Annotated in this window: 20 protein-coding genes; 8 read left to right on the top strand and 12 right to left on the bottom strand. The window is 64.9% G+C overall.

Annotation, left to right across the window (positions count from 1 at the left end):
- Nucleotides 1-198: 198 nt before the first annotated feature.
- The 5 genes from ACZ899_RS12390 to minC form a co-directional block, all read right to left on the bottom strand.
- Complete coding sequence (locus ACZ899_RS12390) at nt 199-1,488, bottom strand: M18 family aminopeptidase (RefSeq protein WP_203647657.1); 1,290 nt, start codon at nt 1,486-1,488, stop codon at nt 199-201.
- A 162-nt stretch (nt 1,489-1,650) separates the two neighbouring features.
- A complete protein-coding gene (locus tag ACZ899_RS12385; RefSeq protein ID WP_084941741.1) occupies nt 1,651-2,286 on the bottom strand; it encodes an RluA family pseudouridine synthase in 636 nt (211 codons plus the stop codon).
- A 149-nt stretch (nt 2,287-2,435) separates the two neighbouring features.
- On the bottom strand, nt 2,436-2,690 hold the full coding sequence (gene minE / locus ACZ899_RS12380; RefSeq protein ID WP_023631120.1) for a cell division topological specificity factor MinE: 255 nt from the start codon (nt 2,688-2,690) through the stop codon (nt 2,436-2,438).
- Between the two features lie 3 nt (nt 2,691-2,693).
- Nucleotides 2,694-3,506, bottom strand: a complete 813-nt coding sequence (gene minD, locus ACZ899_RS12375; protein ID WP_203647656.1) for a septum site-determining protein MinD — start codon at nt 3,504-3,506, stop codon at nt 2,694-2,696.
- Between the two features lie 96 nt (nt 3,507-3,602).
- The gene (gene minC, locus ACZ899_RS12370; protein WP_203647655.1) at nt 3,603-4,364 is read right to left on the bottom strand and encodes a septum site-determining protein MinC; all 762 of its coding nucleotides are present in this window, start codon (nt 4,362-4,364) and stop codon (nt 3,603-3,605) included.
- A 100-nt stretch (nt 4,365-4,464) separates the two neighbouring features.
- Here minC and ACZ899_RS12365 point away from each other — a divergent pair, with 100 nt between their 5' ends.
- The gene (locus tag ACZ899_RS12365) at nt 4,465-5,400 is read left to right on the top strand and encodes a lipid A biosynthesis lauroyl acyltransferase (protein ID WP_203647654.1); all 936 of its coding nucleotides are present in this window, start codon (nt 4,465-4,467) and stop codon (nt 5,398-5,400) included.
- A 270-nt stretch (nt 5,401-5,670) separates the two neighbouring features.
- Nucleotides 5,671-6,819 carry a patatin-like phospholipase family protein gene (locus ACZ899_RS12360; protein ID WP_234560820.1) on the top strand — a complete coding sequence of 383 codons (1,149 nt, stop codon included), beginning with the start codon at nt 5,671-5,673 and terminating at the stop codon, nt 6,817-6,819.
- Between the two features lie 135 nt (nt 6,820-6,954).
- Here ACZ899_RS12360 and ACZ899_RS12355 read toward each other — a convergent pair whose 3' ends face one another.
- Together ACZ899_RS12355 and ACZ899_RS12350 are read right to left on the bottom strand one after the other, a co-directional pair.
- Nucleotides 6,955-7,770 carry an MlaA family lipoprotein gene (locus ACZ899_RS12355; RefSeq protein WP_050704582.1) on the bottom strand — a complete coding sequence of 272 codons (816 nt, stop codon included), beginning with the start codon at nt 7,768-7,770 and terminating at the stop codon, nt 6,955-6,957.
- On the bottom strand, nt 7,763-9,061 hold the full coding sequence (locus ACZ899_RS12350) for an alpha/beta fold hydrolase family protein (protein WP_203647652.1): 1,299 nt from the start codon (nt 9,059-9,061) through the stop codon (nt 7,763-7,765). Before ACZ899_RS12350 ends, ACZ899_RS12355 begins: the two co-directional genes overlap by 8 nt.
- 378 nt (nt 9,062-9,439) lie before the next feature.
- On the opposite strand from ACZ899_RS12350, the gene ACZ899_RS12345 reads away from it, so the two are divergent.
- Nucleotides 9,440-9,802 carry a hypothetical protein gene (locus ACZ899_RS12345; protein WP_234560819.1) on the top strand — a complete coding sequence of 121 codons (363 nt, stop codon included), beginning with the start codon at nt 9,440-9,442 and terminating at the stop codon, nt 9,800-9,802.
- Between the two features lie 85 nt (nt 9,803-9,887).
- Here the strand turns inward: ACZ899_RS12345 and ACZ899_RS12340 are convergent, their stop codons facing one another.
- Nucleotides 9,888-11,435, bottom strand: coding sequence for a glycoside hydrolase family 17 protein (locus ACZ899_RS12340; protein WP_234560818.1), 1,548 nt, complete (start codon nt 11,433-11,435; stop codon nt 9,888-9,890).
- Between the two features lie 217 nt (nt 11,436-11,652).
- On the opposite strand from ACZ899_RS12340, the gene ACZ899_RS12335 reads away from it, so the two are divergent.
- From ACZ899_RS12335 to ACZ899_RS12325, 3 genes are all read left to right on the top strand, one after another.
- On the top strand, nt 11,653-12,513 hold the full coding sequence (locus tag ACZ899_RS12335; RefSeq protein WP_232856444.1) for a glycine betaine ABC transporter substrate-binding protein: 861 nt from the start codon (nt 11,653-11,655) through the stop codon (nt 12,511-12,513).
- A 247-nt stretch (nt 12,514-12,760) separates the two neighbouring features.
- Nucleotides 12,761-13,072: a DUF485 domain-containing protein gene (locus ACZ899_RS12330; RefSeq protein WP_110736475.1), complete on the top strand. Its 312-nt coding sequence runs from the start codon at nt 12,761-12,763 to the stop codon at nt 13,070-13,072.
- Nucleotides 13,069-14,733 (top strand): cation acetate symporter, encoded by a 1,665-nt coding sequence (locus tag ACZ899_RS12325; protein ID WP_232856443.1) that lies wholly within the window; start codon nt 13,069-13,071, stop codon nt 14,731-14,733. Before ACZ899_RS12330 ends, ACZ899_RS12325 begins: the two co-directional genes overlap by 4 nt.
- 80 nt (nt 14,734-14,813) lie before the next feature.
- Here ACZ899_RS12325 and ACZ899_RS12320 read toward each other — a convergent pair whose 3' ends face one another.
- Nucleotides 14,814-14,966 carry a DUF3309 family protein gene (locus ACZ899_RS12320; RefSeq protein WP_082337667.1) on the bottom strand — a complete coding sequence of 51 codons (153 nt, stop codon included), beginning with the start codon at nt 14,964-14,966 and terminating at the stop codon, nt 14,814-14,816.
- A gap of 202 nt (nt 14,967-15,168) precedes the next feature.
- Here ACZ899_RS12320 and ACZ899_RS12315 point away from each other — a divergent pair, with 202 nt between their 5' ends.
- Both ACZ899_RS12315 and csrA read left to right on the top strand, forming a co-directional pair.
- Nucleotides 15,169-15,984 (top strand): SDR family oxidoreductase, encoded by an 816-nt coding sequence (locus ACZ899_RS12315; RefSeq protein WP_203647647.1) that lies wholly within the window; start codon nt 15,169-15,171, stop codon nt 15,982-15,984.
- Between the two features lie 124 nt (nt 15,985-16,108).
- Nucleotides 16,109-16,294, top strand: a complete 186-nt coding sequence (csrA, locus tag ACZ899_RS12310) for a carbon storage regulator CsrA (RefSeq protein WP_234560817.1) — start codon at nt 16,109-16,111, stop codon at nt 16,292-16,294.
- A 7-nt stretch (nt 16,295-16,301) separates the two neighbouring features.
- Here csrA and ACZ899_RS12305 read toward each other — a convergent pair whose 3' ends face one another.
- The 3 genes from ACZ899_RS12305 to ngg form a co-directional block, all read right to left on the bottom strand.
- A complete protein-coding gene (locus ACZ899_RS12305; RefSeq protein WP_203647645.1) occupies nt 16,302-16,529 on the bottom strand; it encodes a YheU family protein in 228 nt (75 codons plus the stop codon).
- A 201-nt stretch (nt 16,530-16,730) separates the two neighbouring features.
- Nucleotides 16,731-17,915 (bottom strand): osmoprotectant NAGGN system M42 family peptidase, encoded by a 1,185-nt coding sequence (locus tag ACZ899_RS12300; RefSeq protein WP_234560816.1) that lies wholly within the window; start codon nt 17,913-17,915, stop codon nt 16,731-16,733.
- A 90-nt stretch (nt 17,916-18,005) separates the two neighbouring features.
- A complete protein-coding gene (gene ngg, locus ACZ899_RS12295) occupies nt 18,006-19,751 on the bottom strand; it encodes an N-acetylglutaminylglutamine synthetase (RefSeq protein ID WP_234560815.1) in 1,746 nt (581 codons plus the stop codon).

The raw sequence follows: 19,751 nt of genomic DNA, 5'->3' as shown, positions 1-19,751 counted from the left end.
ATGTCTTAAGCATAGCGGGTTGCGCGCGGAGGGCGTTGATCCGGGACAGTTGCGTCGCCTGTGCCGGCCTCTTCGCGGGTGAATCGCATCGGCGCGCCGCCACTCCCACAGGAATATCACTGGGCTCAATAACAGTGATATCCCTGTGGGAGTGGCGGTGCGCCGATGCGATTTACCCGCGAAGAAGGCGACTCGGTCTCAGGGCAGTTCGCGACTGCGGTAGAACGCGCTGAGCACCTTCACCAGGTGTGCCAGGTCATGGCTGCCGCACAGCTCGCGGATCGAGTGCATGGCGAAGGTCGGCAGGCCGATGTCGACCGTGCGCACGCCCAGGTGGCTGGCGGTGATCGGGCCTATGGTCGAGCCGCAGCCCATGTCGCTGCGCACCACGAAGCTCTGCACCGGTACTTCCTCGGCCATGCACAGGTGGCGGAAGAAACCGGCGGTTTCGCTGTTGGTGGCGTAGCGCTGGTTGTTGTTGACCTTGATCACGGGGCCGGCGTTGAGCTTGGGGCCGTGGTTGCCGTCGTGCTTGTCGGCGTAGTTGGGGTGCACGCCGTGGGCGTTGTCGGCCGAGACCATCAGCGAGCGCTGGATGGTGCGCACGTATTCGTCGCCCTCGGGCAGCAGGCGCTGCAGGGTCTGCTCGAGCATCGGGCCGTCGGCGCCGCAGGCCGAGCACGAGCCGACTTCCTCGTGGTCGTTGCACACCAGCACGCAGGTCTCGTCGCTGTCGGCACCCAGCAATGCCTGCAGGCCGGCATAGCATGACAGCAGGTTGTCCAGGCGGGCGGCGGCGATGAAATCGCCGTTCAGGCCGATCAGCGCGGCGTCCTGGGTGTCGTAGAAGCTCAGCTCGTAGTCCAGCACCACGTCGGCATTGAGGTCGTGCTCGCGGGCCAGCTGCTCGGTGAGCAGGGCGCGGAAGTCGATGCGCTCGTCGCCGGCCACCTGGGCCAGGATCGGCGGCAGCTCGGTCTGCGGGTTGATCTGCCAGCCTTCGTTGGCGGTGCGGTTGAGGTGGATCGCCAGGTTCGGGATCACCGCGATCGGCAGCTTGAAGTCGATCAGCTGGCTCTCGACCTTGCCGTCACGGCGGAAGGTGACCCGCCCGGCCAGCGACAGGTCGCGGTCGAACCAGGGCGCGAGCAGGGCGCCGCCGTACACTTCCACGCCCAGTTGCAGGAAGCCCTGGCGTTGCAGCTCGGGCTGCGGCTTGACCCGCAGGCACGGGCTGTCGGTGTGGGCGCCGACCATGCGGATGCCGCCCAGCAGCGGCGAGAGCTTGCCGAGCTTGATGGCGATGATCGAGGAATCGTTGCGGGTCACGTAGTAGCGACCACCGGGCACGGTGGCCCAGCTGTCGCGTTCGTCCAGGCGCTGGTAACCGGCGGCCTCGAGGCGCTGCGCGAGGCTGGCGGTGGCATGGAAGGGCGTCGGGGAGGCCTTGAGGAATTCGATCAGGCCGGCGTTCAGGGCATCGCGCATAAGTCACTCCAGACAGCAGTGGCGCGAGTTTAGCGTAAATACTCGAAAATTTGTGTCGGCCTCTTCGCGGGCAAGCCCGCTCCCACAGGGACCGCGCAGATTTCAAGTTAGGCACTCTCCTGTGGGAACGGGTTTACCCGCGAAGAATCCAGCATCGATGGATCAGAACGGCGCCGGGCACTCGAATTTCAGGCGTTCGCCAGACACCGGATGGGTAAAGCTCAGCATCGACGCATGCAGGCACAGCCGCTCATGGGCCGCCAGCGCCTCGGGGTTGGCGTACAGCCGGTCGCCCAGCAGCGGGTGGCCGATCGACAGCATGTGCACGCGCAACTGGTGCGAGCGTCCGGTGATCGGTGTCAGCTCGACCCGGCAATGATCGCCACAGCGCTCGACGATGCGCCAGAAGGTCAGGGCGTGCTTGCCCTGTTCATGGTCGACCACATGACGCGGCTTGGTCGGCGGGTCGTAGCGCAGCGGCAGGTCGATGCTGCCGCTGTCCAGGGTCGGTTGGCCCCAGCACAGCGCGGTATAGGCCTTTTCCGTCTCGCGGTCGTGGAACTGGCGCGACAGCTCGCGGTGGCTGTCGGCGTCGCGGGCGAGCAGGATGATCCCCGAGGTTTCCCAGTCCAGGCGGTGGACGATCAGGGCATCCGGGTAGCCGTTTTCCTGCAGGCGGGTGATCAGGCAGTCCTTGTTGTCCTCGGCGCGGCCCGGCACCGACAACAGCAGGGTCGGCTTGTTGATCACCAGGATGGCGGCGTCTTCGTGAAGGATCTGGATGTTCGACAGCGGCATTGCAGGTTCTCTATAGACAATCGGGGCCGCTTTGCGGCCCTTTCGCGGCACAAGGCCGCTCCTACAGGGGGGGCAGGGCCTGTGTAGGAGCGGCCTTGTGCCGCGAAAGGGCTGCAAGGCAGCCCCAGGATCAGCCGGAAGTGCTTGAATCAGCGATCAGGCAAAGTGATGTTCAGTTCCAGAATCGAGCAACTGCCCTGATTTTCCAGCTCGATCTGCACGTCATCGTTGCCGATATTGACGTACTTGCGGATCACCTCGACCAGCTCCTTCTGCAAGGCTGGCAGGTAGTCCGGGGTGCTGCGCTGGCCACGCTCGTGCGCCACGATGATCTGTAGACGCTCTTTCGCTACCGACGCGCTGCTCTGTTTCTGTCTGCCACGAAAGAAGTCAAAAAGGTTCATGGTTTATTTGCCTCCAAACAGGCGCGCGAAGAATCCTTGCTTCGGCACTTCGATGAACCGCAGCGGCTTTGGCTTGCCCAGCAGGCGGTCGACGGTGTCGCTGTAGGCCTGGCCGGCATCGCTCTGGTCGTCAAGGATGACCGGGATGCCCTGGTTGGAGGCCTTGAGTACGGCTTGGGATTCGGGAATCACACCCAGCAATTCGACCGAGAGGATTTCCTTGACGTCTTCGACGCCAAGCATTTCGCCTTTCTCGACGCGCTCCGGGTGATAGCGGGTGATCAGCAGGTGTTCCTTGATCGGGTCGTCACCTTGCTCGGCACGGCGCGACTTGCTGGACAGCAGGCCGATCATGCGGTCGGAGTCACGCACCGACGAGACTTCCGGGTTGGTCACGACAATGGCTTCGTCGGCGAAGTACATCGCCAGGTGAGCACCTTTTTCGATACCGGCCGGCGAGTCGCAGACCACGAACTCGAACTGCTCCTTGAGCTCCATCAGGACCTTTTCGACGCCTTCCTTGGTCAGGGCGTCCTTGTCGCGGGTCTGGCTGGCGGCCAGGACGAACAGGTTCTCGAGGCGCTTGTCCTTGATCAGGGCCTGTTGCAGGTTGGCTTCGCCATTGACCACGTTGACGAAGTCGTACACCACGCGGCGTTCGCAGCCCATGATCAGGTCGAGGTTACGCAGGCCGACGTCGAAGTCGACGATGACAGTCTTGTGCCCGCGCAGCGCGAGGCCGGTACCGATAGCGGCGCTGGTGGTGGTCTTGCCCACACCCCCCTTGCCGGAAGTAACCACGAGAATCTTGGCCAAGGTGTTTCACCCCTAAATAATCGGGACAGGCGTCCCTGCAAATACAAAAAACGGCAACTGGAAAAAAGTTGCGCTAAAAATGCCGGCAAGTATCCGTTAAAGACGGGTGATGTTCAACACGTCGCCGGACAGGCTGACCTGCACGCCCGATCCCCACAGCGGGTCGCGGCGCAGGTCTTCGCAGACTTTGTACTGGCCGGCGATCGAGACCATTTCCGCGGTCATCTGCAGGCAGAAGATGCGCGCCTTGGTATTGCCTTTGATACCCGCCAAGGCACGGCCGCGCATGGCGCCGTACACATGGATGTTGCCATCGGCGAGAAGTTCCGCGCCGGGGCTGACGGAGCCCGTGACCACGAGGTCGCCGCCCTGGGCGTAGATCTGCTGGCCGCCGCGCACGGTCGAGGTGATGATCCGCGTCGGGCGTACCTCGGGTTCGGCCGGTGCCGCTGGTGGAGCGGGTGCAGGCTCGGGCGTCTTCACTTCCGGCTCGGGTTCCAGCGGGCGTTCGCGGGCCCCGGACGGCGGCAGCACCGGCAGGTCGATGGCGATCGCCGCGGCGATGTCCTCGATGCGGCTGGCACGGATCGCCAGGGTGCGCAGGCCATGATGACGGCAGATGCGCATCAGCCCGGGCAGGTCGATGGCGCCCGAGTCATGGGGCAGCTTGTCCAGGGCCAGCACCAGCGGGGTGTTGCTGAAGAAATTCGGCGCCTGCGCCACCTTCGCCGCCAGCTGGCGGTCGAGGGATTCGAGGTCGTTGCGCGCAAGTTCCAGCACGGTGATGGCAAGCATGCTGCCCTTGAGCTGGAACACGGGGGCGTTGTCGGGTGTCTGGTTGGGGCTCATGGTCTGCATAGACGGCTTGTTGCGAAAAAAGTGCCCTGACTTATAGCGATAAGACCGATTGCCCGCAACCGATGTAGAATGCCGGGCTCATGTCTTGCCGGAAGCTTCAATGGAACGCCCGCGTTTTCGATCCTCTTTCCTCCACCCGCGATTCTGGGGCCTGTGGCTGGGCCTGGGCCTGCTGTGGCTGGTCGCCCAGCTGCCGTACCGCGCCCTGCTGGGGCTGGGTCGCGCCCTGGGCGCGGTGATGTACCGGGTGGCCGGCGAGCGCCGGCGCATTGCCGCGCGCAATCTCGAACTGTGTTTCCCCGAACTGTCCGGCGACGAACGGCAACGCCTGCTCAAGGAAAACTTCGCCTCCACCGGCATCGCCTTCTTCGAGATGGCCATGAGCTGGTGGTGGCCAAAGGCCCGTCTTGCACGCCTGGCCCACATCGAGGGCATCGAGCACCTGCAGGCCGCCCAGCGCGAAGGCGAGGGCGCCATCCTCATGGCCGTGCACTTCACCACCCTGGAGATCGGCGCCGCGCTGCTGGGCCAGGCCCACACCATCGACGGCATGTACCGCGAGCATGGCAACCCGGTGTTCGACTTCATCCAGCGCCGTGGCCGCGAGCGCCACAACCTCGATTCGCTGGCCGTGGAGCGTGATGACGTGCGCGGCATGCTCAAGCTGCTGCGCAAGGGCCGGGCGATCTGGTACGCGCCGGACCAGGACTATGGCGCCAAGCAGAGCATCTTCGTGCCGCTGTTCGGTATCCCCGCAGCCACCGTCACGGCCACCACCAAGTTCGCCCGGCTGGGCAAGGCCCGGGTGATTCCGTTTACCCAGCGACGGCTTGAGGACGGCAGCGGCTATCGTCTGGTGGTGCACCCGCCGCTCGAGGACTTCCCCGGCGAAACCGAGGAAGCCGACTGCCTGCGTATCAACCAGTGGGTCGAGGGCGTGCTGCGCGCGTGTCCCGAGCAGTACCTGTGGGCGCACCGGCGCTTCAAGTCGCGGCCCGAGGGCGAGCCACGGCTGTACGACAAGAAGAAACGCTGACTGTTGTGAGAGCAGGCCCGGCCTCTTCGCGGGTAAACCCGCTCCCACAGAGGCTGGGCAAGCGCTGAGCTTGATGCTGTGCCTGTGAGAGATGAGCAACGGCGGTATGACAAGAAGAAGGGCTGGCTGTTGCTATAGCAGGGCCGGCCTCTTCGCGGGCAAGCCCGCTCCCACAGGGGGTATGTATATGCTAAGGCCGGCACTGTACCTGTGGGAGCGGGTTTACCCGCGAAGAGGCCAGACCTGTCAACCATGATCCAGGAAGGAAGCATGTCCCCAACCACCGGCCTGATCCTCTCCGGCGGCGGCGCCCGCGCCGCCTACCAGGTTGGCGTGCTGGCCGGCATCGCCGAGCTGCTGCCCCCTGGGGCGGCGAACCCCTTTCCGGTGATCGTCGGCACCTCCGCCGGCGCCATCAACGCCGTCAAGCTGGCCAGCGGCGCCACCCGCTTCGCCGAATCGGTGCAGCACCTGACCGCCTTCTGGCAGAACTTCCGCAGCCACCTGGTGCTGCGCAGCGACTGGCCCGGGGTGATCCGCCAGGCCAGCCGTTTCGTCGGCCACAGCCTGCTGGGGCTCGGCGGCCAGGTGCCGGTGGCGCTGCTCGACAGCCGCCCGCTGCGCCGTCTGCTGCATGAGCACCTGGACCTGGATGGCATCGCCCACTCCCTGGCGGCCAATCAGCTGCGCGCCATCGCCGTGACCGCGTTCGGCTACGAGTCCGGCCAGGCGGTGACCTTCTACCAGGGCCGCGACACCATCGAACCCTGGCTGCGCCACCGGCGCATCGGCATGCCCACGCCGCTGACCATCGACCACCTGCTGGCCAGCTCGGCGATCCCGCTGCTGTTCGCGCCAGTGCGCCTGGGCGATGAGTTCTTCGGCGACGGCGCGGTGCGCCAGTCGGCGCCGATCAGCCCGGCGCTGCACCTGGGCGCCAGCCGCGTGCTGGTGGTCGGCGTCAGTGGCAACCCCCAGCGCCCGGCGCCGCCCTTGCCGACCCAGCGCGTGTTCAGCGGCCAGCAGCCAAGCCTGGCGCAGATCGGCGGGCACATGCTCAACAGCACCTTCATCGACAGCCTCGAGGACGATATCGAGCTGCTGCAGCGGCTCAACCATCTGAGCCACCTGATGCCGGCGCACCTGGACGCCCGGCGCCTGGGGCTGGCGCCGATCGAGGTGCTGGTGGTAGCGCCCAGCCAGCCGCTGGACGAGATCGCCGCCCGTCATCGGCGCGAGCTGCCGGCGGCGCTGAGGCTGTTCCTGCGTGGGCCTGGCGCTACCAAGACCAGCGGCGCGGGGGTGCTGAGCTACCTGCTGTTCGAGGCGAGCTATTGCAGCGAGCTGATCGAACTGGGGCGCAAGGATGCATTGGCCAAGAAGCGGGAGTTGTGTCAGTTCCTGGGATTGCCCCCCTGACCCTGTAGGAGCGGCCTTGCGCCGCGAAAGGGCTGCAGAGCAGCCCCAGGATGTGTGCCCATCTCAAGATTGCCGGGGCCGCTTTGCGGCCCTTTCGCGGCGCAAGGCCGCTCCTACAGGGGATCGGGGTTGCCGTTATTCAGCAATCTGCAACTTGCGCGCCTGGGTATACACGTAACGCAGCTTCTCGTACTCGAACGGCGAGTTGGTCTGCCCGTAGCGGAAGTTGGTGGTGTAGCGCTTGTCCACCGCCCGCAGCACAGTGAGTTCCGGGTGGTCGCTGGCGGTGTCGGGCACGTTCAGGTAGTTGATCTCCTTCTCTCCCACATAATCGACCACCAGCCCGGTGGTGTCGCGCAGGTTCGACGGCCCGAGGATCGGCAGCATCAGGTACGGCCCGTCCGGCACCCCATAGAAGCCCAGGGTCTGGCCGAAGTCCTCGCTCTGGCGGGGCAGGCCCATCTTGGTCGCCGGGTCCCACAGGCCGCCAACACCGATGATGGTGTTGAACATCAGCCGCGCGGTAATTTCCGCCGAGCGCTTGGGCTTGAGCTGCAGCACGCTGTTGAACAGGTTGGGCACATCACCCAGGTTGTTGAAGAAGTTGCTCACCCCGGTGCGCACGAAGCCTGGGGTGACATAGCGGTAGCCATCGACCACCGGCAGGAACACCCACTGGTCGAAGCGGTAGTTGAAGTGGTAGATGCGCCGGTTCAGCGATTCCAGCGGGTCGTAGATGTTCAGCGCGGCGAGGGTCGAGCGTTCGAACTCGCGCTGGTCCAGGCCGGGGTTGAACTTGAGCTCGCGCAGCGGATCGACGAAACCGTCGGCCTCCACGGTGAGGGTTTCGGTCTTGTCGGCCTCGACCACGCTGGCACGCGGCGCGACTTCCTCGGCCAGGGCGCAGCCGCTGGCGAGCAGGGCGGTGACGAGCAGCAGTCTGTTAACCACGGAAGAACTCCAGCATGGCGTCGCTGTTGACGCGGTAGTTGAGGTTGCCGCAATGGCCGCCATGGGGGTAGAGCGTAAGGCGTTCGCCGAACACCCGGCGCAGGAAACCGATGTCGCCGGGGCCGAGGATCACATCGTCGGCATTGTGCATCACGGCGATCTTGGGGCTGGCGCGCAGGTAGTCCTCCAGTGCGTACAGGCTCACCTGGTCGACCAGTTGCAGCAGGCTGTTGCCGTCGGTGCGCGCTCGCCACATGGGGATTACCTGCTCGGTCAGGTAGCAGTCGAAGTCGCATTGCAGGGCCCGTTTGAAGAACGGCTCCAGGCTGCTGCCCTCGGTGATCGGGAATTTCGGCGGGATGATCAGGCCGCGGCGGTTGATCAGGTCGGAGGTGAAGGCGATGTCGGCGGCCGAGAAGCGGAACGAGGTGCCGATGAGCATGGCCATCTGTTCATTGGACAGGTGCTGGCGCGACTTCTGGAAGTCGTACAGCAGCGCTTCGTTGAGGTCGATGTAGCCCTTGTCCTGGAAATATCGGGTGAGTTTCTCCAGCATCAACTCGTAGAACGTGGTGCTGCGGTCGATGCCCTTGACCCGGGTCTGCACCAGCTTGTCCAGGTTGCTGATCGAGGTGTACAGGTTGACCGGTGGGTTGAGCAGCAGTACGCGCTTGAAGTTGAAGCTCTGGCGGGTCTCGTCGAGCTTGCTGACGAACGCCGCGTCCAGCGCCCCGAGGCTGTAGCCGGTGAGGTAGTACTCGCTGACCGGCAGGTGTGCCTGCTGGGCGCGCACCGCCTGCATGACCCGGTACAGGTCCTTGGCATCCTCGCTGGTCACCCCGGGGGTAGCGAAGCGCGAGGCGGCGCTCATGAAGTCCCAGCTGGTCGGCGACGACAGCTGCACCACGTGGTAGCCGGCCTGGTAGAACAGCTTCTTCAGGTACTCGTTGATGCTGCTGGAATAGGGCGCGCCGGTACCGGCGATCAGGAAGATCAATGGCGCTTCGTGGTCCTGCCTGGCCAGGCGATAGCGCAGTTTTTTCACCGACCAGAAGTTATCGGGCAGGGTGAACTCGCGCTCCGGGCGCAGGGTGAGGCTGTAGTCGGCCTGGTCGATGTCGTCGTCGCTGGGCAGCGTCGGGCGCTGTTCCGGCGGCGTGGTGGCGATGGTCGCCTCGAACGGGTTGGTCAACGGATAGCCGTAGCTCGCCGCGTCGATATCCCGCGCCGAAGCGGCCGCAGCCATGAGCAGGCCACCCAGCAGGGCGGCGAGGCGCAAAGATCGAAGCATGTAGTCCCCCAAGGAAAACGCAAGGTCGTGCAGTACGCAGGCTAGTGTCCTGTCTCGGAAATACGTTCTCTTTTGACGAGTGGCTTGGGTGTTCGGCCAAGGCGCCGCGACGAGTCATAGCAGGGCTATGGCGAGGAGTGGCAACGCCGGCCGGGCGCCCAAGACGCCGTCAAAAGTGAACAGCTTATTTCCGAGACAGGACACTAAGACCACGGCATGTCGGACAAAGTTGCCCGTTGCCCTGTCGTTCGTTGCACAAGATGTTGCCGCGCCGGACAACGTTTGTCTTGTGCAACATAGCTGCCGGGCCATGATTTTGCCTTGTCGCGGCCCCTGGGCGATCATGCAACGTTTCGATTACCGCTATTGGAGATCCGCATGGCGCGTTGGTGGCCGGTCGTTGCCCTGTTGCTGTTCCTGCCGCTGTGGCTCGCGGCCAGTTATGGCGTGCGCTATGGGCTGATGGAGGATGCTCGGTGGGTCGGGCTGTGCAGCGTGCCGGGAGAGGTCTGGCAATGCCAGGTGCGTTCGCTGCTGGGGCTGGGGATACATTTCCAGATAATTGCCTGGGGGGCATTGGGGTTGGCGTTGCTCTGCCAACTGGTGCCTGGCCGAGGTGGGTGGTGGCTGGCGGCGCTGGCGCTGTTGTTCGGGATTCCGGCGCTGGTGCTGTATACCGCGAGCATCGCGGTGTTTGCCGTGGTGCTGGCGGGGTTGCGGCTGGTACGGCGCACGGCTTGAGGTCGTATCGCGGGGCAAGCCCGCTCCCACGCTCAAACAAGGCGTTGACCTCAACGTGGGAGCGGGCTTGCCCCGCGATGGGCCATCAGGCTTTGCGCAAGCTGCGCCACAACGCGCCAACCATCAACACGCTGACCACCGCCCAACCCCAGGCCTGTCGATTCGCCAACCCTTCCTGGAACAACTGCGGCGCCACTCCAGCGCCCACGATAAAGGCCAGCAACGCCACCTCCGCCCGCCGCGCCGACACCGGCCGCAACAGGTAGACCACTGCCGGCAGCAACAACGCCGCGCTGGGGAAGCTGCGATAGCGCGGGTCGAACACCATCGCCAACATGCTCACCGCCGCGGCGAATCCGGCCGCCAGCAGCCATGTGCCGGCATGCTTTTCCAGCCAGGCGAACAACCGCTGGCGCCAGCCGTCTCGACGGGCCAGGGCCAGCGCGCCATGGGCCAGCACCAGCAGGTTCAAACTGGCCAGGGCCACCGCCCACAACCATTCCCCGGCAAAGCGGGCATTGGTGCGCATCAGCTCCCCCCACAGCCCCAGGCTGCCGGCACCCAAGGCCGCCAGCAACGGCAGCAGCAGGGCGGCGCGGCGGCTTGCCGGGCGCCCGGCCAGAGCGAGGGTCGCCAGCATCAGCAACACACTGGCCAGCAACCACTGCGGCCACAGCGCCAGGTTGCTCACCGGCCCTTCAAGCACGCCCTTGTCCTGGCGGTCGGCATCGTACAGCCCCCAGTAGCCGCCCACGGCGCCTTCGCTGGCACGCTTCCAGGGCTGGTCGAACGCCTCGATCAGGTTGTAGCGCCAGCCGTTGGCCTCGGCCAGGGCGATGAAGCCGCGGATGAAACGCGCCTCGTTGACCCGGCTCGGCTCTGCGGTCTCGCGCTGGCGTCCTTCACTGGGCCAGCCGGTTTCGCCGATCAGGATGTCCTTGGGCGCGAAGCGGTTGCCGAACACCTGGCGCACCTCGGCCACATGGGTCAGTGCCGCATCGATGCCACGCGGGTCGTCTTCCCAGTACGGCAACAGGTGGATGGTGAGGAAGTCCACCGCCGGTGCGATCTGCGGGTGTTGCAGCCAGAACTCCCAGACGTCGGCGTAGGTCACCGGCACCTTCACCTGGCTTTTCACTTTCTCGATCAGCCCGGCCAGGCGCTCGCCGGTAACTTCCTTGCGCAGCAGCGCCTCGTTGCCGACGATCACCGCGCTGACCACGTCGGGGTTGGCGTTGGCCGCGGCGATCAGCAATTCGATTTCCTTGTCGGTGTCCACGGGGCTTGAGTTGACCCAGGCACCGAGCATCACCTTCAGGCCATGCTTGCGGGCCAGCGCCGGGATCGCCTCCAGGCCGGTCATCGAATAGGTGCGGATGCACTGGAATCGCTCGCTCAGCAACGCCAGGTCGGCGTCCATGCGCGCCGGGCGCAGGCGAAACGGCTGGTCGAACGGCGACTGGTCCTTGTCGAACGGGGTGTAGGACGCGCACTGCAATTTGTGCGTCGGGCTCGCCGCATCGGGCAGGTGCACCGGCTTGCCGAGGCCGTACCAGAGCGCCCACAGCCCGATGAGGGCGAGCAGGCAGGCGAGCAGGTAAGCAGGCAGGAGCAGTCGGGTGTTACTGGGCATCGGGCGGTCCGTCGGCAAGCACAAAGGGCTAGATGATAGCCGCAAATGACCGGCGCCAAGCCTTTGGCATGCAAGGATCGCGCAGGCCGCTCGGCTGGCATGGCGTTAATGGCACAGTGCTGTCGCTGATCGTTCGCTGGAGGTCGCTGACAGAGCAGGTCGTGCGCGGGGGCAGGTCGATGATGCTCTCTCCAAGACCTGACGAGGGGATGCTTTGATGGCGACTTTTACAAGAGTACGACGTTTCCTGAGTGTGGGCGCCGCCCTGGTATTGACCATGAGCACTGCGCAGGCCATGGCCAAGGAAGTGAGCATCGGTTACGTGGACGGCTGGTCGGACAGCGTGGCCACCACCAACGTGGCCGCCGAGGTGATCAGGCAGAAACTCGGCTATGACGTGAAGCTGCAGGCCGTGGCCACCGGGATCATGTGGCAGGGCGTGGCCACCGGCAAGCTCGACGCCATGCTCTCGGCCTGGCTGCCGGTGACCCATGGCGAGTACTGGGCCAAGAACAAGGACAACGTCGTCGACTACGGACCGAACTTCAAGGACGCCAAGATCGGCCTGATCGTTCCCGAGTACGTCAAGGCCAACAGCATCACCGACCTCAAGACTGATACCAGCTTCAAGAACAAGATCGTCGGCATTGATGCCGGCTCCGGGGTCATGCTCAAGACCGAGCAAGCCATCAAGGACTACGACCTGACCGGCTACAAACTGACCGCCAGCTCCGGCGCGGCGATGACCGCCGAGCTGGGCCGCTCCTACAAGAAGAACGAGTCCATAGCCGTGACCGGCTGGGTGCCGCACTGGATGTTCGCCAAGTGGAAGCTCAAGTTCCTCGAGGATCCGAAAGGCGTGTATGGCGCCGCCGAAACCGTCAACAGCATCGGCAGCAAGGAACTGGCGAGCAAGGCGCCGGAAGTGGCCGAGTTCCTGAAGAAGTTCCAGTGGCAGTCCAAGGATGAGATCGGCGAGGTGATGCTGGCGATCCAGGAAGGCGCCAAGCCCGAGGCCGCTGCCAAGGACTGGGTGGCCAAGCATCCGGAGCGGGTCAAGGAGTGGACCGGCAAGTAACCTCGCCGTAGAGGCCAGTGCGACCATTTCGCGGGTAAACCCGCTCCCACAGGATCACCACAAACTTGAACATTGTGGCTTACCTGTGGGAGCGGGTTTACCCGCGAATGCCCCTACTCGGGTTTTGGTTGTTGCGAAATCTGTAAAACACCGTTGCATCTAAGACTAAGGTCGTCTGGTTGGCGTCCAGCGGCAGCATAAAGTTGGAGTCGGGTTATCCCTACTCTGTGCTGCTAGGACAAAAACAATGAACGACAGCATTTACCAATCGATACAGAACAGTCCGCGCTTCAAGGAACTGGTCACCAAGCGCGAGCGCTTCGCCTGGATTCTCTCGGCGATCATGCTCGGCCTTTACTGCGCCTTCATCCTCCTCATCGCCTATGGCCCGCACGTGCTGGGCGCCAAGCTCAGCCCCGAGTCGTCGATCACCTGGGGCATTCCCCTGGGCGTCGGCCTGATCCTCTCGGCCTTCGTGCTCACCGCGCTCTACGTGCGTCGCGCCAACGGCGAGTTCGATGAACTGAACAAGGCCATTCTCGAGGAGGCCAAGCAATGATCCGTCACGCCAAAACCCTGGCCGTCCTGGCCTGCGGCGCTTTCGCACCCGCCGTGTGGGCCGCCGATGCCCTGACCGGCGAGGTGCAGAAACAGCCGCTGAACGTCTCGGCGATTGCCATGTTCGTGGCCTTCGTCGCCTTCACCCTGGGCATTACCTACTGGGCCTCCAAACGCAACAAGTCGGCGGCCGACTACTACGCCGCCGGCGGTAAGATCACCGGCTTCCAGAACGGCCTGGCGATTGCCGGTGACTACATGTCGGCGGCCTCGTTCCTGGGTATTTCCGCACTGGTGTTCACCTCGGGCTACGACGGCCTGATCTACTCCATCGGCTTCCTGGTCGGCTGGCCGATCATCCTGTTCCTGATCGCCGAGCGCCTGCGCAACCTGGGCAAGTACACCTTCGCCGACGTGGCCTCGTACCGCCTCGGGCAGAAGGAGATCCGCACCCTGTCGGCCTCCGGTTCGCTGGTGGTGGTGGCGTTCTACCTGATCGCGCAGATGGTCGGTGCCGGCAAGCTCATCGAGCTGCTGTTCGGCCTGGACTACCACGTGGCGGTGATCCTGGTGGGCATCCTGATGTGCCTGTACGTGCTGTTCGGCGGCATGCTCGCCACCACCTGGGTGCAGATCATCAAGGCGGTGCTGCTGCTGTCCGGTGCCAGCTTCATGGCGCTGATGGTGATGAAGCACGTGGGCTTTGACTTCAACACCCTGTTCTCCGAGGCGATCAAGGTGCATGCCAAGGGCGAGGCGATCATGAGCCCGGGCGGCCTGGTCAAGGACCCGATCTCGGCGTTCTCGCTGGGCCTGGCGCTGATGTTCGGCACCGCCGGTCTGCCGCACATCCTGATGCGCTTCTTCACCGTCAGCGATGCCAAGGAAGCGCGCAAGAGCGTGCTGTACGCCACCGGCTTCATCGGCTACTTCTACATCCTGACCTTCATCATCGGCTTCGGCGCGATCCTGCTGGTCAGCACCAACCCCGACTTCAAGGACGCCGCCGGCGCCCTGATCGGCGGCAACAACATGGCGGCGGTGCACCTGGCCGATGCCGTGGGCGGCAGCGTGTTCCTCGGCTTCATCTCGGCGGTTGCCTTCGCCACCATCCTGGCGGTGGTCGCCGGCCTGACCCTGGCCGGTGCCTCGGCGGTGTCCCATGACCTGTATGCCAGCGTCTGGCGCAAGGGCAAGGCCAACGACAAGGACGAGATCCGCGTGTCGAAGATCACCACCATCGCCCTGGGCGTGCTGGCGATCGGCCTGGGTATCCTGTTCGAGAAGCAGAACATCGCCTTCATGGTCGGCCTGGCCTTCTCCATCGCCGCCAGCTGCAACTTCCCGGTGCTGCTGCTCTCGATGTACTGGAAGAAACTGACCACCCGCGGCGCCATGATCGGCGGCTGGATGGGCCTGGTCAGCGCGGTGGGCCTGATGGTCCTGGGCCCGACCATCTGGGTGCAGATCCTCGGTCACGAGAAAGCCATCTACCCGTACGAGTACCCGGCTTTGTTCTCGATGATCATTGCCTTCGCCGGCATCTGGTTCTTCTCGGTCACCGACAAGTCCAAGGCTGCCGAGAACGAGCGCGCGCTGTTCTTCCCGCAGTTCGTCCGTTCGCAGACCGGCCTTGGGGCCAGCGGGGCGGTTTCCCACTGATCCTGGTTGTTGCCTGAACAAAAACGCCCCGGCTTGCCGGGGCGTTTTCGTTCAACAGGGAGCCAGCTGCAATGGCTGGCTCAGATCCGACCGAGCAGCAACAGGATCAACAACACCACCAGCACCACGCCGATGATGCCGGAAGGACCGTAGCCCCAACTGCGCGAGTGCGGGAAGACCGGTAAGCCACCGACCAGCAGCAGGATCAGGATGATGATGAGGATCGTGGTCATGATGGAGTCCTTGCGTGGTTGAGGGTCAAGGGCCTCGGAATGCTGGGCGCTTACTGTTCCGACCGTTGGCGGTGGGCAAAGATTCCATCGGTTGTGCAGGCCCCGGGTGGATGAATCCTCATTCAGCATTCTGATGCTGCACCGCTGTGGCCCGCGTTCTGGCTAGACTCCAGGCCAATCCCACTGTTCAAGGCAGCTGACCATGCACAACCGAATGATGATCACTGGCGCCGGCTCCGGCCTTGGTCGCGAGATCGCCCTGCGCTGGGCCCGCGATGGCTGGCGCCTGGCCTTGGCCGATGTCAATGAAGCGGGCCTGCGCGAGACCTTGGAGCTGGTGCGTGGCGCCGGTGGTGACGGCTTCATCCAGCGCTGCGACGTGCGCGACTACAGCCAGCTCACCGCCCTGGCCCAGGCCTGCGAGGAGAAGCTCGGCGGCATCGACGTGATCGTCAACAATGCCGGGGTGGCGTCGGGCGGGTTCTTCGCCGATTTGTCCCTGGAGGACTGGGACTGGCAGATCGCGGTCAACCTGATGGGCGTGGTCAAGGGCTGCAAGGCGTTCCTGCCGCTGCTCGAGCGCAGCCGTGGGCGGATCATCAATATTGCCTCCATGGCCGCCCTGATGCAGGGGCCGGGCATGAGCAACTACAACGTGGCCAAGGCCGGGGTGCTGGCCTTGTCCGAGAGCCTGCTGGTGGAGCTGCGCCAGGTCGAGGTGGCGGTGCATGTGGTGTGCCCGTCGTTCTTCCAGACCAACCTGCTCGACTCGTTCCGCGGGCCGGATCCGGCGATGAAGGCGCAGGTGGGCAAACTGCTGGAAGGCTCGCCGATCAATGCCGCCGATATCGCCGAGTATATCCATCAGCGGGTTGCGGCTGGCGAGTTCCTGATCCTGCCCCATGAAGCCGGGCGTCAGGCCTGGCAGCTCAAATGCCAGTCGCCCCAGCGGCTGTACGATGAAATGGCGGACATGGCGGTGAAAATGCGGGCGAAGGCACGCAAAGCCGCACATTGAGGGAAGTTTCTGTAGGTTTTTTTACCCTCGCCGGTAGGGCATGTCTATTTATCCGAAGAAGGATTGAGTAGGCCAAAGCTGGCGGGGCAGTCTCCGATTTTCCATTGAGCGGGAGGATCGGAGCATGCTGGTAATCGGACGAGAAGTGGGCGAGGTCATCGTCATTGCCGACAACATCAGGATCCAGGTGATGTCCGTGGAGAACGGCCAGGTCCGTTTCGGCATTTGCGCGCCGCGCGAAGTGGAGGTGCACCGGGTCGAGGTGTACAAGCGCATCAAGGCACTGGAGCTGGAGAAGCAGCAGGCCTGAAGGCCGGCTACTCGAAGAGCTCCCGCGGCACGTCATGCTTGGCCAGCAACTGGCACTGCTGGCTGTCCATGTCGAACAGGATGAACGCCTGCCCCTTGGCCAGGGCCTGGCGTACCCGCAGCACGCGGGTTTCCAGTGGGGTGTCGTCGCCGTTGTCGGTGCCGTCGCGGGTGACGAAGTCCTCGATCAGGCGGGTCAGGGTTTCGGCTTCGAGTTGGTCGTAGGGGATCAGCATGGTCTGGGCAGTGGTTGTGGGAATGGGGGCATGCTACGTGAATTTGCGGTGCGATGCGCCCAGTCCCCTGTAGGAGCGGCCTTGTGTCGCGAAAGGGCCGCAAAGCGGCCCCAGAATCTTTGCGTGAACGCTGAAATCCTGGGGCCGCTCTGCGGCCCTTTCGCGACACAAGGCCGCTCCTACAGGGATAGGCGTATGAGCTTAGCCTTTGTTGCCCACCAGGCTGTCCACCGCCGGCACCCGGGTATCGCTTTCCATCTGCGCGTCGTGTTCCAGCTGGTGGCTGAAGCGCTCCAGTGAGGCATTGGCCGGCTGCGAGTCGCTGGCGAACACCGGCGGGCTGAGCAGGTAGGCGCCGAGCAGCCGGCTGAGCGCCGCCAGGCTGTCGATATGGGTGCGCTCGTAGCCATGGGTGGCATCACAGCCGAAGGCCACCAGGGCGGTGCGGATATCGTGCCCGGCGGTCACCGCCGAGTGGGCGTCGCTGAAGTAGTAGCGGAACAGGTCACGGCGTACCGGCAAATCAGCATCGCCGGCCAGCTTCAGCAAGTGGCGCGACAGGTGATAGTCGTAAGGCCCGGACGAATCCTGCATGGCCACGCTCACCGCGTGCTCGCTGGACGCCTGCCCCGGCGCCACCGGGGCGATGTCGATGCCGACGAATTCGCTGACGTCCCAGGGCAGGGCGGCCGCGGCGCCCGAGCCGGTCTCCTCGGTGATGGTAAACAAGGGGTGGCAGTCGATCAGTGGCTGACGGCCGCTTTGCACCACGGCCTTGAGCGCCGCCAGCAAGGCCGCCACGCCGGCCTTGTCGTCCAGGTGGCGGGCGCTGATATGGCCGCTTTCGGTGAACTCCGGCAGCGGATCGAAGGCAACGCAGTCACCGATGGCGATCCCCAGCGCCTCGCAATCGGCGCGGGTGGCGCAGTAGGCGTCCAGGCGCACTTCAACGTGTTCCCAGCTGATCGGCATCTGGTCGATGGCGGTGTTGAAGGCGTGCCCGCTGGCCATCAGTGGCAACACGCTGCCGCGGTACACGCCGGTATCGGTGAACACACTGACCCGGCTGCCCTCGGCGAAGCGGCTCGACCAGCAACCCACCGGTGCCAGGGCCAGGCGACCGTTGTCCTGCAACTGGCGCACGCTGGCGCCGATGGTGTCCAGGTGCGCCGAGACGGCGCGATCGGGCGAGTTCTGGCGGCCCTTCAGCGTGGCGCGGATGGTGCCGCGACGAGTCAGCTCGAAGGGGATGCCCAGTTCGTCCAGGCGCTCGGCGACATAGCGCACGATGGTGTCGGTGAAGCCGGTGGGGCTGGGGATGGCGAGCATCTCCAGCAGTACACGTTTGAGGTAGTCGAGATCGGGTTCGGGGTGTTTTGCAGGCATCAGGATTACTCCTTTGATTCGAGGGCCTCATCGCGGGTCAAGCCCGCTCCCACGGGGTTGCGTGGGAGCGGGCTTGCCCCGCGATAGATTTCAGGCCAAAGCCCGGCTATGCGGGAACAGCAGGTCGACAAAGCGCTCAGCCGTAGGCTGCGGTTCATGATTGGCCAGCCCCGCGCGCTCGTTGGCCTCGATGATCACGTAGTCCGGGTGCTCGGCATCACGGACCATGAAGTCCAGGCCCACCACCGGGATTTCCAGGGCACGGGCGGCGCGTACGGCGGCATCGGCCAGCACCGGGTGCAGGCGCCCGGTAACGTCTTCCAGGGTGCCGCCGGTGTGCAGGTTGGCGGTGCGGCGCACGGCCAGGCGTTGCCCGGCGGGCAGGATGTCGTCGTAGCCCAGCCCCGCGTCCTTGAGCGTGCGCTCGGTCTCTTCGTCCAGTGGAATGCGGCTCTCGCCGCCGGTGGCCACCTGGCGGCGCCGGCTCTGGGCTTCGATCAGCGCACGGAGGCTGTGCTTGCCGTCGCCGATCACCTGGGCCGGATGGCGGATTGCAGCCGCCACCACCTCGTAGCCGATCACCACGATGCGCAGGTCGACGCCTGCATGGAAACTCTCCAGCAGCACGCGGCTGTCGAAGACGCGGGCCTGTTCCACGGCATGGCTCAGCGCTTCAAACGTGGTGATATTGACCGCCACCCCCTGGCCCTGCTCGCCATCCACCGGCTTGACCACCACCGTGTCGTGCTCGTCGAGGAATGCCTGGTTGTCATCGGCATTGCCCGCCAGTTGCTGCGCCGGTACCTGCAGACCCGCGTTGTACAGGGCTTGGCGGGTCAGACGCTTGTCCTGGCAGAGGGTCATGGTCACGGCGCTGGTCAGGTCGCTCAACGATTCCCGACAGCGGATCCGTCGTCCGCCCAGGCTCAGGGTGAACAGCCCGGCATCGGCGTCATCCACCTGGACCTCGATGCCTCGGCGCAGCGCTTCGTCGACGATAATCCGCGCATAGGGGTTGAGCCCTGCCTCGGGGCCGGGGCCGAGGAACAACGGCTGGTTGATGCCGTTCTTGCGCTTGATGGCGAAGGTCGGCAGGGTGCGGAACCCAAGCTTCTTGTACAGCCGCTTGGCCTGGCGATTGTCGTGCAGCACCGACAGGTCCAGGCAGGCCAGGCCACGGCTCATGAAGTGTTCGATCAAGTGACGCACCAGCACTTCGCCGACGCCCGGGCGGGTGCAGTGCGGGTCCACCGCCAGGCACCACAGGCTGCAACCGTGCTCGGGGTCATCGAACGCCTTGCTGTGGTCCAGGCCCATTACGCTGCCGATCACCGCGTGGCTGTCTTCGTCCTCGGCCAGCCAGTACACCGGCCCGCCGAGGTGGCGTGGGGTGAGCAGTTCGGGGTCGACCGGCAGCATGCCGCGGGCCTGGTACAGCGCATTGATCGCCTGCCAGTCCGCCGGTCCTTGCGCCCGCCGAATGCGAAAGCCGCGAAACACGCGCCGCGCCGGCCGGTAGTCGGTGAACCACAGGCGCAGGGTATCCGACGGGTCAAGGAACAGCTGTTGCGGCGCCTGGGCCAGTACCTGTTGCGGGGCGGCGACGTACAGGGCGATGTCGCGCTCGCCGGCCTGCTCTTGCAGCAGCGCTTCGGCCAGGCTGAGCGGATCGGGGTAGGTATGCCCGATCAGCAGCCGCCCCCAGCCGCAATGCACGGCTCGCGGCTGGTCGTGGGGGTCGCTGCCGTCGCCGGCCAGGCGTGCCTGCAAGCGCTCGTAGGACGGCGCCTGGCCGCGCAGCAGGCGCTGGCCATAGGCGATCTCGTGGGCTTTCAT

This window comes from Pseudomonas sp. TE31087 (assembly GCF_057284075.1).
The sequence above is the reverse complement of the archived record's forward strand: the minus strand, read 5'-3'. Positions and strand labels throughout refer to the sequence as shown.